The sequence below is a fragment of the Massilia sp. MP_M2 genome (assembly GCF_039123635.1).
Classification (GTDB): domain Bacteria; phylum Pseudomonadota; class Gammaproteobacteria; order Burkholderiales; family Burkholderiaceae_D; genus Telluria.
This window is the reverse complement of sequence record NZ_JBCHJF010000001.1, coordinates 344341-358089: the sequence shown is the minus strand read 5'-3', so window position 1 is coordinate 358089 and position 13749 is coordinate 344341. Positions and strand designations below refer to the sequence as shown.

Annotated in this window: 11 protein-coding genes; 8 read left to right on the top strand and 3 right to left on the bottom strand. The window is 64.6% G+C overall.

All coding sequences use genetic code 11. The annotated features are described in order from the left end of the window. The first annotated feature begins 4 nt into the window (after positions 1-4). From RCH14_RS01620 to RCH14_RS01600, 5 genes are all read left to right on the top strand, one after another. Complete coding sequence (locus tag RCH14_RS01620) at positions 5-952, top strand: glycoside hydrolase family 43 protein (RefSeq protein WP_343024416.1); 948 nt, start codon at positions 5-7, stop codon at positions 950-952. 4 nt (positions 953-956) lie between these two features. Further along, positions 957-1898 (top strand): LysR family transcriptional regulator, encoded by a 942-nt coding sequence (locus tag RCH14_RS01615; RefSeq protein ID WP_343024415.1) that lies wholly within the window; start codon positions 957-959, stop codon positions 1896-1898. A 182-nt stretch (positions 1899-2080) separates the two neighbouring features. Then, positions 2081-4960, top strand: a complete 2880-nt coding sequence (locus tag RCH14_RS01610; protein WP_343024414.1) for a GAF domain-containing protein — start codon at positions 2081-2083, stop codon at positions 4958-4960. A 58-nt stretch (positions 4961-5018) separates the two neighbouring features. Beyond that, positions 5019-5714: a fumarylacetoacetate hydrolase family protein gene (locus tag RCH14_RS01605; RefSeq protein WP_343024413.1), complete on the top strand. Its 696-nt coding sequence runs from the start codon at positions 5019-5021 to the stop codon at positions 5712-5714. A gap of 88 nt (positions 5715-5802) precedes the next feature. Continuing rightward, positions 5803-6660: a hypothetical protein gene (locus RCH14_RS01600; RefSeq protein ID WP_343024412.1), complete on the top strand. Its 858-nt coding sequence runs from the start codon at positions 5803-5805 to the stop codon at positions 6658-6660. 30 nt (positions 6661-6690) lie between these two features. Here the strand turns inward: RCH14_RS01600 and RCH14_RS01595 are convergent, their stop codons facing one another. Both RCH14_RS01595 and RCH14_RS01590 read right to left on the bottom strand, forming a co-directional pair. Continuing rightward, on the bottom strand, positions 6691-8241 hold the full coding sequence (locus tag RCH14_RS01595) for a methyl-accepting chemotaxis protein (protein ID WP_343025024.1): 1551 nt from the start codon (positions 8239-8241) through the stop codon (positions 6691-6693). A gap of 191 nt (positions 8242-8432) precedes the next feature. After that, positions 8433-9458, bottom strand: a complete 1026-nt coding sequence (locus RCH14_RS01590; protein ID WP_343024411.1) for an asparaginase — start codon at positions 9456-9458, stop codon at positions 8433-8435. A gap of 261 nt (positions 9459-9719) precedes the next feature. Between RCH14_RS01590 and RCH14_RS01585 the strand changes: the two genes are divergently transcribed. Continuing rightward, positions 9720-10103 carry a hypothetical protein gene (locus RCH14_RS01585; RefSeq protein ID WP_343024410.1) on the top strand — a complete coding sequence of 128 codons (384 nt, stop codon included), beginning with the start codon at positions 9720-9722 and terminating at the stop codon, positions 10101-10103. Here the strand turns inward: RCH14_RS01585 and RCH14_RS01580 are convergent. After that, on the bottom strand, positions 10089-10955 hold the full coding sequence (locus RCH14_RS01580) for a pirin family protein (RefSeq protein WP_343024409.1): 867 nt from the start codon (positions 10953-10955) through the stop codon (positions 10089-10091). The two genes, RCH14_RS01585 and RCH14_RS01580, sit on opposite strands and share 15 nt — an antisense overlap. A gap of 126 nt (positions 10956-11081) precedes the next feature. On the opposite strand from RCH14_RS01580, the gene RCH14_RS01575 reads away from it, so the two are divergent. Together RCH14_RS01575 and RCH14_RS01570 are read left to right on the top strand one after the other, a co-directional pair. Then, positions 11082-12632 (top strand): dipeptidase, encoded by a 1551-nt coding sequence (locus RCH14_RS01575; RefSeq protein WP_343024408.1) that lies wholly within the window; start codon positions 11082-11084, stop codon positions 12630-12632. Between the two features lie 563 nt (positions 12633-13195). Further along, entirely contained in the window at positions 13196-13654 is a 459-nt protein-coding gene (locus RCH14_RS01570) for a hypothetical protein (protein WP_343024407.1), read from the top strand. The last annotated feature ends 95 nt before the right edge of the window (positions 13655-13749 follow it).

Genomic DNA, 13749 nt, shown 5'->3' with positions numbered 1-13749 from the left:
CACCATGAAACACACCATATTCGCAGCGCTGCTGTGCGCGAGCGCCTGCGCGCACGCCGCCAACCCGATCGTCAGGGACATCTTCACGGCCGACCCGGCGGCGCTGGTCGACAAGGGCCGCGTGTACCTGTACGTCGGCAAGGATGACGCACCGGCGGGCGGCAAGGATTACGTCATGAACGAGTGGCGCGTCTACTCGAGCTGCGACATGCAGCGCTGGACCGACCACGGCTCGCCGCTGCGTTATTCCACCTTTACATGGGCCGGGCGCGATGCCTGGGCTTCGGACATCGTCCGGCGCGGCGACAAGTATTATTTCTATTCGACGGTCGACCATGCGACGATTCCCGGCAAGGCGATCGGCGTGGCGGTGTCGGACAGCCCGACCGGCCCGTTCGTCGATGCACTGGGCCGCGCGCTGGTGACGAACGACATGACGAAGCAGACGCAGATCCTGTGGGATGATATCGACCCGGCCGTGTTCATCGACGACGATGGCCAGGCATATCTGTATTGGGGCAATACGGTCATGAAGTATGTCAAACTCAAGCCGAACATGATCGAGTTCGACGGCCCGATTCAGACCACGGGCCTGGACAATTTCGTCGAGGCAGCCTATGTCCACAAGCACAAGGGCACGTATTATTTGACTTACTCGCGCCACTTTCCCGAAGAAACCGTGGCCATGCGCGGCCCGGGCGTGCATGGCCCGTGGTCGATGGATGGCGTCATCATGGAAAAGAACACCAATGTGAAGACCATCCACCAGGCGATCGTCGACTTCAACGGCAAGTCGTACATTTTTTACCATAACGGCAAGCTGCCGACGGGGGGCGAATTCCGCCGCTCGGTCGCAGTCGAGGAGTTGCACTACGCGCCGGACGGCAAGATACTGCCAGTCGCGCAAACGAGCGCCGGGCCTGCCGCCAATCCATCGCCGGGCTGCACGTGATCTGATGGAGACGACCAACCCCAACTGGTTTTTGAAGGCGCGCCTGAAAACGCGCCAGTTGCTGCTGCTGATTGCGCTGGACGACTACCGCAACATTCACCGGGCGGCCGAAGAACTGCACATGACGCAGCCGGCGGCATCGAAACAGGTCAAGGATCTGGAAGAGATGCTCGATGTGCGCCTGTTCGAGCGCCTGCCGCGCGGGATGGAGCCGACCATCTACGGCGAGACGATGATCCGCCACGCGCGCATGGCCCTGACCAGCCTGGCGCTGGCGCACGACGACATCGTCGCGCTCAAGGCCGGCCTGGCGGGGCAGGTCGAGGTAGGTGTGATCATGACGCCGGCGATGGCGCTGCTCCCGCGCGCCATCGCCCGCATCAAGGAGCAGGCGCCGCTGCTGCGCATCGGCGTGCAGCTCGAGTCGAGCAATGTGCTGCTCGATAAGCTCAAGCACGGCACGCTTGACTTCATGATCGGGCGCATTCTCGAAAAAGAAGATTCCACCGGGCTCATCTACGAAGAGCTGACCGAGGAGCCGGCCTGCGCGGTCGTGCGGCCCGATCATCCTTTGCTCGATAGCAGGAACCTGACGCTCGAGGAGCTTGTCGGGCGGCCCTGGATCCTTCCGCCACCGGGCAGCATCCTGCGTCACCGCTTCGACATGATGTTCCTGCGCGCCGGCCTGCAGCCGCCGGTGAACGTCGTCGATACGACGGCGCTGTTACTGGTCACCGCGCTGTTGCAGCAAACCGACGCATTACACGTGATGCCGCAGGAAGTCGCGCAATATTATGCGTCGCTGAATGTGATGCGGATCTTGCCGATCGATTTGCCCTGCAAGATGGATGCGTTCGGCATCATTCGCCAGCAGGATCATTTGCTGTCTCCTGGGGCGGAGTTGCTGCTGGGCGCCGTGCGCGCCGCTGCTGCAGAGATCTATTAGGACTGTGGCATCCCCGCCACCCCTGATCGACACCTCAGGTGTAACGGGCGCGGCCCAGTTTGGTTGCTCGCTATAATCGGCTCAACAAGAGTACGTTGGCGGCGCCGCAGCAGCAGGGCAGGATCAGATGTTCCAGGGTATCGAGCTGGCCAGCCTTGCAAGAACCACACTGGGTATTCCTGATGAGTAATCTGAGCGGCTTCATGCGGATGGTCGGCGGCAGTGCCACACTGTCCGGCGACCCCACTGGGCTGGACGCGCCTGCGCCAGCCGCGGCCGCGCCGTCGGCGCTGTTTGCATCCGCCCCTGCAGCGGCATTCACCTCCCGGACTGCATCGACCGAGCCGGCACCGTTTGAGCCCGTGCTGTTCGAGCCCGCCACTTGGCCCGATGGCCTGCGCGCCATTGCCGATCTGATTCAGGCGTCGCGGTTCCCGATGTTTCTCGCCATCGGACGCGAGCTGCGCCTGTTCTACAACGATGCTTATTCTGACCTGTTGGGCGACAAGCACCCGGCTGCGCACGGTGCGCCCTACGCCAGCGTGCGCCCAGAGCTGTGGGACCGCATGCGGCCATACTTCCACGAGGTTTTGGCAGGCGAATCGGCCCAGCTCCAGCACGCGCTGATGGAATTCGAGCGCAACGGCAAGCGCGAACGGCGCTTTTTCTGCGTCTCGTTGTCGCCCGTGCGCCATGCCGGACAGGTGGCCGGCGTCTACTGCGTGCTCACCGAAACGACGTCCGACGTGCTGTCGGATTACCGCCACGCCTTCCATCAGAAGCTCGACGAAGCGCTCGACGGCCTGTATGACGCTGCCCACATCATGCGCGCGACGAGCGCCATGACCGGGCAGACGCTGGGCGTGGCGCGCGTGGGCTACGGCGAGATCGATGCCCCCGGGCACACGATCAGCATCGATTGCGACTGGACCAGCGGCGGCATGGCCAGCCTGGCCGGTTGCTCGCACCCGTTTGATGCGTTCGGTCCCGCGATCATGGCCAAGCTGCGCCAGGGCCGCAGCGTGCGCATCGACGACGTCGACGGCGACGAACGCAGTGCGCCGCATGCGGCGGCCTACGATGCCATCGGCGTGCGCGCGCTGGTGATGGTGCCGATCATCGAAGAAGGGCGCTTGTGCGCCGTGTTCTACCTGCACGAGCCGATGGCGCGCCACTGGACCGAACAAGAGGTGGCGCTGGCCGAAGACGTGGCGCGCCATACGCGTGAGGTGGCGCGCCGCTCGCGTGTCGAAGAAAACCTGCGCGACGAGAGCCGCATCCTCGAAACGGTCAACCGCGCCGGGCGCGCGCTGGCCTCGACGCTCGACCTGGACACGCTGGCGCAATCGATCACCGACGCCGGCACCGAACTGAGTGGCGCGCGCTTCGGTGCGTTCTTCTGCCATGCCGGGGGCCGGGGCGACCCGCGCCGCGATCCATTGCACGCGGCCACGCATGCGCAGATGCGCCTGCACGCGCTGTCGGGCGCATCGCGCGAGCAGTTCGAGCAGCTTGGGCCAGCGACGACGGATCTCTTGCGCCCGCTCATCGAGGGTGGCGCACCGGTGCGTAGCGACGACATCACGCTCGATCCGCATCACGCGGCGCTGGTGGCCGACGGCGCGCCACTGGCGCAGCTGCGCGTGCGCAGCTACCTCATGGTGCCGGTCGTGTCGCAATCGGGCAAGGTGCTCGGGGGGCTGTTCCTCGGGCATCCGGCGTCGGCCATGTTTACCGAACGCACCGAGCGCATCGTCGCCGGTCTCGCCGCGCAAGCCGCCTTGGCCATGGACAATGCGCACCTGTACGACATCGCGCAGACGTCGGCGCTCGAACGCGATGCGCTGCTGCAGAGCGAGCGGCTGGCGCGCGTGCAGGCCGAACGCCTCAGCCATACCAAGGATGAATTTCTGGCCATGCTGGCGCACGAGCTGCGCAACCCGCTCGCGCCGATCAGCAGCTCGGCCAGCTTGCTGAGTCTGCAGTTCGCGAACGAGCCGCGCATTTGCCAGACCAGTTCCATCATCAGCCGCCAGGTCAAGCACATGAGCCGCCTGATCGACGACCTGCTGGACGTCTCGCGCGTCACGCGCGGGCTGGTCAAGCTCAAGCTGGCGACGGTCGATTTTCGCGACGTGGTGAGCGGTGCGCTCGACCAGACCCGCCCGCTTGTGCTCGAAAAATCACACCACGTGACGGTGCAGCTGCCCGACACGCCGGTGTACGTGCGGGGCGACCAGACGCGCCTGGTGCAGAGCGTGGCCAATATCGTGGGCAATGCCGCCAAGTACACGCCCAAGGCCGGCACGCTGGCGCTGCGCCTGGTGTGCGGCGACGGGCGCATGATGCTCGAGGTGCGCGACAACGGTTCCGGCATGCCGCCCGAGCTCGTGCCCAATGTGTTTGACCTGTTCACACAGGGTGCGCGCACGCTTGCCCGCTCGCAGGGCGGACTGGGGCTGGGCCTCACGCTCGTCAAGCGCCTGATTGACCTGCACGATGGCGAGGTCACCGCGCACAGCGATGGCGTCGGTTGCGGCAGCACGTTCACGCTCTGCCTGCCGTGCGTGGGCGCGCGCGGCGACAATCACGACGACGAGGCGCCGCCGTCCGGGGCCGACCCGGTACGCGCCGTACTTGGCCGCCAGTTGCGCGTGCTGATCGTCGACGACAACACGGACGCCGCCGACAGCCTGGCAACGTTGCTGCAGGTGCAGGGCCACGCCACCGCCGTCGAATACGACGCCGTCTCGGCCCTGCGCCGCGCGCGTAGCGAGCACCCCGACGTGATGCTGATCGATATCGGCCTGCCTGACATCGATGGCTACCAGCTTGCCTCGAGCCTGCGCGCGCTGCCCGAGATGGCGGCCACGGTGCCGGTGGCCGTGACCGGCTATGGGCAAGCGAAAGACCGCGAACGGGCGCTCGAGGCCGGCTTTGTCCATCACCTTGTCAAACCGGTCGACATGACGGCGCTGGTGCGCATCCTGGAGTCGAGTGCAGCGCTGGCGGCGCAGGCCGAGGCAGCGGCTACATCGGTCGCATCGGCTGCATCGGCTTGAAATTTGCTGCCATCCATGGCGGGAGTATGATGTTGCTCCTGTCAATGAAAGGATGAGCATGACCGAATTTGTCATCACCGCACCCGAGACGGCGTCCGTGGCCATCGCCGGTTCCAGCGTGCGCTTCCCGGTGCGCCGCGTGTTCTGCGTGGGCCGCAACTACGCGGCCCACGCGCGCGAGATGGGCAGCGACCCGAATCGCGAACCACCGTTCTTCTTCACCAAGCCAGCCGACGCCGTCGTGCCGGCCAGCGGCGCGGTGCCGTATCCGCCATCGACGAACGACCTGCACCACGAAATCGAACTGGTGGTGGCGCTCAAGGCAGGCGGCAAGGACATCGATGCGGCGCAGGCGCTCGACCTGGTCTGGGGCTATGGCGTGGGCCTGGACCTGACCCGGCGCGACCTGCAGGCCGTGGCCAAGGACGCCGGTCGGCCGTGGGACATGGCCAAGGGCTTTGACGCGTCGGCCCCATGCAGCCCGTTGCATCCGGTCGGCGACGTGGGGCATCCGGCGCAGGCACGCATCTGGCTGGAAGTCAACGACACGCTGCGCCAGGAAGGCAACCTCGACGAAATGATCTGGCCGCTCGCGGACGTGATCGCGTCGTTGTCACGCCTCGTGACGCTGGCGCCGGGCGACCTCATTTATACGGGCACGCCATCCGGTGTCGGCGCCCTGCAGCCGGGCGACCGGGTGCGCGGCGGCGTCGACGGTGTCGACACGTTCGAACTGACCATCGCGCCACGCTGATCGGCCGGTCTCTGCAGGATGTGTGTTCTGCATCAACATGTGCGAAATTTGATACGCTAGGGATATCGGCGCACGTGGGGAGGTGGCAATGACACAGGTTGCATTGATTGCCGTACATGGCATGGGCGAGACCTTGCCCGACTATGCCGACGGCCTGCTGGCGCAATTGCGCACCCGCCTGGGTGCGCTGGCCGGCCGGGTCGTCATGCGTTCGGTCTACTACCAGGGCATCCTGCACGACAACCAGCGCATGGTCTGGGACCGCACGTCGGCCACCGGCCAGGTGCGCTACGCCGCGCTGCGCAAATTCGTCCTGTATGGTCTGGGCGACGCCGCCGGACTGGAAAACCGCAAGGAAATTCCCGGTTCGGTCTACGAGCAGGCGCAGGGCGAGATCGCCACCACGCTGCTGGCAGCCCATGCCGTGCGGCCCGGCATGCCGGTCGTGTTCGTCGCGCAGTCGCTTGGCGGCCAGGTGCTGTCGAGCTATCTGTACGATGCGCAGAAGGCGGCCGCCGGCAAGCCGGTCGGCGCCGGCATCTGGCGCGATATCGATGCCTGGTCCGGCGCGACGCTCGGCCGTTCGCTGACAGCAAGCGAACTGGCCTTCATCGGCGGCGCCACCTGCGCCGCTCTGGTCACCACCGGCTGCAATATTCCGATCTTTGTCGCCGCGCACCAGGAAATGCACATCATCCCGATCTCGCCGCCGACGTCGCTGTTCAAGTGGATCAACTTCTACGATCCCGACGACGTGCTGGGCTGGCCGCTGCAGCCGCTGTCGAGCGGCTACCGCGCGCTGGTCGAAGACCGCGTGATCAATGCCGGCGGCGGCGTGGGGGATTTCCTGATGCGCAGCTGGAATCCGCTGGCGCACAACACGTACTGGGACGATGACGCCGTGCTGGACGCCATCGCCGCGATGCTGCGCCGCCTGGCGGCGTAGCGGCGTAGCGGCGCTGCCAAGCTGCTACCGTTACGCAGCGAGCGCCGGCACCTTGCGCGCTGCCAGGGTAGGGCGCACCCGGCCGCCGGAGTCGCCCAGCTTGAATGCAGCAGCCACCTGCGCCAGTTGCGCTGCCTGCTCCTGCATGCTCGCCGCGGCAGCGGCAGCTTGCTCGACCAGCGCCGCGTTCTGCTGCGTCACATGGTCCATCTGCGTGATCGCTTCATTGACCTGGTTGATGCCTATGCGTTGCTCCTGCGTGGCGGTGCTGATCTCGGACATCATGTCGGTCACGCGCGCCACGCTGGCCACGACGTCGTCCATCGTGGCGCCGGCCTGCTGCACGAGCGCCGTGCCGGCATTCACCTGGGTCATCGAGTCGCCGATCAGGGACTTGATTTCGCGCGCCGCGCCGGCCGAGCGCTGCGCCAGGTTGCGCACTTCGGACGCCACCACGGCAAAGCCGCGCCCCTGTTCACCGGCGCGCGCTGCTTCCACGGCGGCATTCAAGGCCAGGATATTGGTCTGGAAGGCGATGCCGTCGATCACGCCGATGATGTCGACGATCTTGCGCGCCGAGGCGTCGATCGATCCCATCGTGTCGACGACTTGCCCGACGATGGCGCCGCCGCGCGCCGCAACATCCGAGGCCGTTTTTGCCAGGCCGTTGGCCTGCACCGCATTGTCGGCATTCTGGCGCACGGTGGCGGTCAATTCTTCCATCGAGGCGGCCGTCTCTTCCAGCGAGCTGGCCTGCTGCTCGGTGCGCGCGGACAGGTCGAGGTTGCCGGCTGCGATCTCGCTCGATGCGGTCGAGATGGCGTTGGTGCCTTGCTGGACTTGCGAAACCACCCGTACCAGCGAGCCGTTCATCGTTTCCAGCGAGCGCATCAGATCGCCGACCTGGTCTTTCGGGTAGGTCGCGAACGTGTGGCCGAGGTCGCCCGAGGCCACCGTTTCGGCGACATCGAGTGCGGCGTCCAGTGGCCGGGTGATGCTACGCGTGACCAGCACGGCGGCCACCGCGCCGATCAAGGTCGAGAGCAGTGCCAGCGACAGAACCAGTTGCGTGCTGCGCCCGTTCGCCGCCTCGATCGCCAGCGCCGTTTGGTCGATGCTCCTGCGCTGGATCTCCAGCAGGGCCAGCACCTGCGCGCCATAGGCGGCGGCAGCGGGCGCGAACACCTGTTCATAGGCCCGCTCGGCCGCGACGGCGTCGCCCGACGTGCGCGCGTTCATCACGGTTTCCTTGGCCTGCTGGTAGGTCTTGCGCAGGCCCAGGATCTCTTGCAGTTTCGCTTTTTCTTCAGGCGAGTCGAGCAGGGCTTCGACTTTCTTGAGGATGACGGTGGTGCCGGCAACGCTCTCCTTGATCGGCTTGGCGAACACGGCCGACAGGGTGCTGTCGGTGCTGCGCGCGATCAGCGAGGTGCGCGCAATGGCCGAATAGGTCAGCAAATACCAGTCCGACACCAGGCGTTCCTTGGTCAGCGGCTTTTGCATCATCTGCTGGGTGGCCTCGGCGCTGCTGCGTGTGGTGTAGAGGGCAAACGAGGTGCCGGCCAGCGACAGGACGAGCATGGTGGCAAAGCCGAGGGTGAGGCGGGAGCCGATACGGAGATTTTTTAACACGATGTCTTCACTTTGAAGAAAGGATTGAACGCCGGAAAAATGTCTTACGGCAAGTATCAACCCTTTAAACTTCAAATGAAATAGCAAGAAGACAGTATGTTGTAATGATGCAGCACAAACCTGAGGCTGCTCTAGCCCACTTATGCCTGACGGGTCAGCTTGAACAGCGTACGGACGTCACCGGCCACGGCGCCGCGCGCGTTCTTGATCAACGGCTGGCGGTAGCGTTCGAGCAACTCGCGCCGCGCCGCCTTCAGCAGGCCTAACTGGTCCAGCACCGCGTAGACGGTTGGATGCAGCGCGCGCACATTGCCATCGGCGATCTTGATCGCGATGCCGATCCCGGCCGAGCGGATGCCGATCGCCTGCACTGCGTCGGCGCCGATCTTGGTGACCCAGTCGCCGTCGCCTGCCGTCATCCAGTGCAGGTCGGTGCGTTCCTCGCCCGAGACCAGGTCGGGCCGGGCGATCATCGCGTCGCGCAGCGTGCCCATCGCGCCGCCCAGCTGCGGGTCTTGCGGACCATGCGCGAGGCGCGCGTACAGGTGCGCCAGGCGACTGAGCGGCATGGCGTAGTTGGGTGCCGAACAACCGTCCAGGCCGACCGGCAGCGCGCCGGGCGCCATCCCGATGGCATCGGCCAGCGTGCTGCGCACGGCCTGCTGCAGCGGGTGCGTGCGCTCGACGTAGTTCGCGGTGGGGACATCGTGCAGGCGGCACCATGCCAAAAAGCCGCTGTGCTTGCCGGAGCAGTTGTGGTGCAGCGGCGTCCAGTGGGCATCCTGCGGGGGCTTGGCGCCGGTGAACTCGTAGTGCAGCGGCACTGCGCAGCCGCATTCGAGGTGCCCGGGGTCGAGCCCGATCTTGTTGAGGATCGAGCTCACGCCATCGAGGTGCTTGGCTTCGCCCGAATGGCTCGCGCACAGCAGTGCGACTTCATCGCTGGAGAGAGCGAAGCGCGCCGGGCCGTCGGCCAGGATGAACGGCAGGGCCTGGAACGGCTTGAGCGCCGAGCGCGTGAAGGTCGGGTAATCCGGGTCGCCTGCCGACCACAACAGGCGCCCGTGCGTGTCGACGACGGCGACCGATCCGAGGTGCACGTTCTCGATCACGTTACCGCTGTCGGGGTAGCCGCGCGTGGTCGCGGCGAGGCGAATGACTGGCATGAGAGAGGGTCAATTGGCGTTGGAAAAACCCTACTGTACGACATACGTACGCAATGCAGACACACAGTTGAAACAAGGCGCGCTTTCATATATGCACCTCCCGTTCAACCCGCCGATTGCGCACTTCATCGTGCATTTTTGGCGCTTGATGCTCCTGGTGCTTGAACGCTTGTTACGGCTCGCTAGACTGGCTTCATCGTCAGGCAAAAAAGCGCTGGCGACACGGACTTCTCCGCCACCGACCTCAAAGGAATTTCCATCATGCGCCTCTTCCGCCCAGCCCTGTTTGCCGCCGCCGCGCTCGTCTCGCTGGCCAGCGCCGCCGAGCCCGTTACTGCCGCCAACGTCGACGTCATCAATGTGTGCGCCGCGCAGCCGAAGAAAGTCTACGTCGATCCGCTGATGTTCCAGCGCATGCAGGGCGCCTACAAGCTCGAGGACGGGCGCACGCTGCACGTGACGGGCAAGGGCCGCAAGCTGTACGCCGACTTGGGCGCCGGACCGCAGGAAATCGTCCACGTGGGAAGCGACCGCTTCGAGGCGGTCGGCAAGGATATGAGCGTGCGCTTCGACGGCGGGCCGTTCCCGCACACGGTTCACATCAAGGACGATGCCGGCCGTGTGCTGGCGTCAAGCCAGCGTTGAGCCGAAACGGCCGGCCTGGTAGTCGGTGATCGCCTGCGCGATTTCATCGCGGGTGTTCATGACGAACGGCCCGTGCGAGACGACCGGTTCACCGATCGGATCGGCATGCCCGAACAGCAGCAGCGAGCCGGACTCGGCGACGATCTCGAGCGTGTCGCCCTCCGCGCTCAGCTCCACCAGTTGGTAAGCGTTGGCGAGATCGCCGTGGTGACCCACGCCGATGCGTCCACGCACCACATACAGCAGCACGTTGCGACCTTGCAGGCCGGTGATGCGCAGCCGGCCACCGGCCTGCATCGCGACCGTGCTCATGAACACGCCGGTCAGCGACTGCACCGGGCCCGTGCTGCCATCCCACTCGCCCGCGATCAGGTTCAGCGTGACCTTGCCGTCGTCGAGCGATAACGCGGGAATGCTGTCCTGCTGCACGCCGGTGTAGGCGGGCGCCGTCATTTTCAGGCGCGACGGCAGGTTGACCCACAACTGCAGGATCTCGAGCGGACCGCCCGTCTCGAGAAACGCCTGCGGCGAGACTTCGGCGTGCACGATGCCGCTGCCAGCCGTCATCCACTGGATGCCGCCGGCGTGGATCACGCTTTCATGGCCGGCGCTGTCGCGGTGGGCCAGCATGCCTTCGACGATGAAGGTGACGGTTTCGAACCCCCGGTGCGGATGCGGGCCGAACGGCAGGCCGCGGTTGTGCGGGCCGTAGGTTTGCGGGCCGTGATGGTTCAGGAACAGGAAGGGATCGATCTGGTCGAGCTGGGGCGAGGGCACGGGGCGCTGCGTCAGCAGGTCGCCGATGTCGTCGCGCAGCGCGGCGTGCGTGCGCAGGAAGGTCTTGTCGGTCATCGTGAGGCTGTCCTGTAGTGGGGATGCGTAACGATACGCTGAAAGTGGCCGTCACGTTCACAGCGGTGACGGAAGGCGCTATGCTGGTTCTTTTGCAAACCTGCAACCCTTGGAGAACGGCCCAGTATGTACAAGAACGTCTGCCTTGCCAGCCTGTTGCTGGCCTCATCCACTGTCCTGGCTGCCGCATCTGCTGCCGCATCTGCTGCCGCATCTGCTGCAGCCCCCAGCGAGGTCGCCGTCAACGCCGCCAAGTATGCGGTGGCCACCTACCGCAACGATGTCGTCGACACGCTCGCCAAGCTGGTGAGCTTCAACACGGTGGCCGATCCGCGCTACCCGTCGGACCAGAACCCGGTCCATGCTGCGTTCAAGGCCGCGCTCAAGGCCGAAGCCGAGCGCATGGGGCTCGACTACACCGATTATGGCTGGACGGTCGTCATCGGCCTGGGCAGGGGAACAGAGCGCGTCGGCATCGTCACCCATGGCGACGTGCAGCCGGTCGACCCGACCAAGTGGAAGAAGTCACCGTTCGTGCTGGACCGCACGAGCGAGCCGGGCAAACTGATTGCGCGCGGTGCCGAGGACGATAAGGGCCCGATCGCCACCGCGCTGTATGCGATGAAGACGATCCGCGACCGCCAGATTCCCTTGAGCAAGCGCATCGAGCTGTACGTGTACATGGGCGAGGAATCCGACTGGGGCCCGCTCACCGAATTTCTCAAGACGCACGTGCCACCGCAGATGAGCATCACGCTCGACGCCGAATATCCGGTGGTGACGGCGGAGAAGGGCGGCGGCACGGTGGCCGTGACGATCCCGAAGGCCGGCGCGCAGGCGCCCGTGGAGGGCGACGCCTATATCGCCGCGTTTGGGGGCGGCTCGTTCAACACGCAGATTCCGGAAGACGCCGAAGCGCTGGTGGCCAACGCGACGCCGCAGATCGAAGGACAGATCCGCGCGCGCGGCGCGCAGCACGAGGGCATGACCTACACCTACACGTGGCAGGGCAAGGACCTGGCGGTGCGCGCCAAGGGCGTCTCGGCTCACTCGTCCAAGCCGCAGGAAGGCGTGAACGCGGTGAGCATGCTGGCCGATGCGCTGGCCGTGCGGCCGTGGGCGAATACCGCCGCCGGGGGCGTCGTGAATTACCTCAACGAGATGGTGGGCACGGGCTACTACGGCGAGAAGTTCGGCAGCGGCGCCGGCAACATCGCCTACCGCGACAGGTTCATGGGTCCGCTCACCTTCAAGCCGACCGTGATCCGCCAGCTGGACGACGGCATCGAAGTGGCGATCAATCTGCGCCGCCCGCAGGGCAAGACGAGTGCGCAGCTGACCGACCAGATCAACGCGGCACTGAGCCAGTGGCAGGCGCGCCAGGTCCCGCTCACCAATATCAAGGTCGGCATGCGCGACCCGTGGGTACTGAACGACGCGCCGCAGGTGCCGACGCTGCTGTCGACCTTCGCCTATTTCACCGGCATGAAGGATGCGAAGCCGGTTGCCATTGGCGGCGGCACCAATTCGCGCTTGTTTCCGAATACCGTCAGCTTTGGTCCGTCAATGCCGGGCAAGAAATATTCGGGGCATTCGGAGCATGAGTTCATCACGACCAAGCAGCTGCTGCTGAATTTGCAGATGTACACGGCCGTGCTGGTCGAGCTGGCGCGCTGAGGCACGTTAGCCTGATGCTGTGACTTTCCGAATCAGATGCGACGTTTTGGAAATGACTGCGACGACCGGGTGTGACGTAGCGGTAGCGACGTCCACCGCTTCTTGCTGAGTTAGACTGGCCGCGACGAACTTCCGCTTTCGGCCCAGGCTGTGTAAAAAGGCGCGATCGGCGTGTTTTCAGGGCTTCCTTTACCATTCCTGACCTCGTGAAAACGCCGTAGCGAGCGATCTGAGAGGTCAACTGTCGTCAAGCCGACGCCTAGCTTGCGTTTTTACACAGCCTGGGCCAAAAGCGGACATGGCAGCAACTGCAAGCGCAGATGGCATTGAGTGACAAAATGCATTTCATCCCGCCACTTCTGCAATCCGTCGCATCGCTTCAAGGGTTCGCTTACCGAGGAGTTATTGTCAAACACATTGAGCGGGAACTCCCCCACTTACGAGTATCTCATCAATTGAGTCGAAGTTCAGGTCTACCGTGCGGTCATCGTCGGCACAAACCAATCTCGCTCGTCGACGAGGATTCTCGAATAATTTAACAATATCTGAAAGCGATCCGAAAAATGCAAAAGCAAAATGGACGTTGGCCTCTTCAATTGGGTAGCGTCGTAATACTGGGAGCTGCCATTCTTCACGTCGTAGCAGTTTTCTCAGGTGCGGGCTTGATAGCGGCACTGGGAGCGCCTCCAAATATTGTTGAGTCAGCAATGCAGGGGACCTGGGTTGCTCCAGTAGTAATTTCCACTATCGCGATGCTTCTCTTCCTCGTTGGGTTTGCTGCATTATCTATAGCAGGCAACATTCGATCTTTACCCTTATCTCGGCCTTTGCTCTACGCCACATCCGCAGTTCTCATGCTTCGGGCAGCGGCCTTGCCAGTCATTCTCGCGGTTGTTCCAACAGCCACAGCACAGCTAAGCCCGTTCGAAGTGATGATTGCGATTCTTTGCTTCATGCTGGGCAGCTTGTTTTGGACGGGCTTACGGCGCACCAGGGCAAAAACCAGCATTGTTGCAGCCTGAGCAAGTCTGCGGACGTCTGCTTCGGGTCGACAGCTGCCTGTTGAGACAGTCGGTGGCTTTTCCAACCCGGCAACCTGCTCAGCTGACGCGAACGG

Coding starts and splice junctions, on each gene's coding strand:
- RCH14_RS01620 (WP_343024416.1), top strand. CDS start 5: ATGAAACACACCATATTCGCAGCGCTGCTGTGCGCGAGCGCCTGCGCG.
- RCH14_RS01615 (WP_343024415.1), top strand. CDS start 957: ATGGAGACGACCAACCCCAACTGGTTTTTGAAGGCGCGCCTGAAAACG.
- RCH14_RS01610 (WP_343024414.1), top strand. CDS start 2,081: ATGAGTAATCTGAGCGGCTTCATGCGGATGGTCGGCGGCAGTGCCACA.
- RCH14_RS01605 (WP_343024413.1), top strand. CDS start 5,019: ATGACCGAATTTGTCATCACCGCACCCGAGACGGCGTCCGTGGCCATC.
- RCH14_RS01600 (WP_343024412.1), top strand. CDS start 5,803: ATGACACAGGTTGCATTGATTGCCGTACATGGCATGGGCGAGACCTTG.
- RCH14_RS01595 (WP_343025024.1), bottom strand. CDS start 8,241: ATGCTCGTCCTGTCGCTGGCCGGCACCTCGTTTGCCCTCTACACCACA.
- RCH14_RS01590 (WP_343024411.1), bottom strand. CDS start 9,458: ATGCCAGTCATTCGCCTCGCCGCGACCACGCGCGGCTACCCCGACAGC.
- RCH14_RS01585 (WP_343024410.1), top strand. CDS start 9,720: ATGCGCCTCTTCCGCCCAGCCCTGTTTGCCGCCGCCGCGCTCGTCTCG.
- RCH14_RS01580 (WP_343024409.1), bottom strand. CDS start 10,955: ATGACCGACAAGACCTTCCTGCGCACGCACGCCGCGCTGCGCGACGAC.
- RCH14_RS01575 (WP_343024408.1), top strand. CDS start 11,082: ATGTACAAGAACGTCTGCCTTGCCAGCCTGTTGCTGGCCTCATCCACT.
- RCH14_RS01570 (WP_343024407.1), top strand. CDS start 13,196: ATGCAAAAGCAAAATGGACGTTGGCCTCTTCAATTGGGTAGCGTCGTA.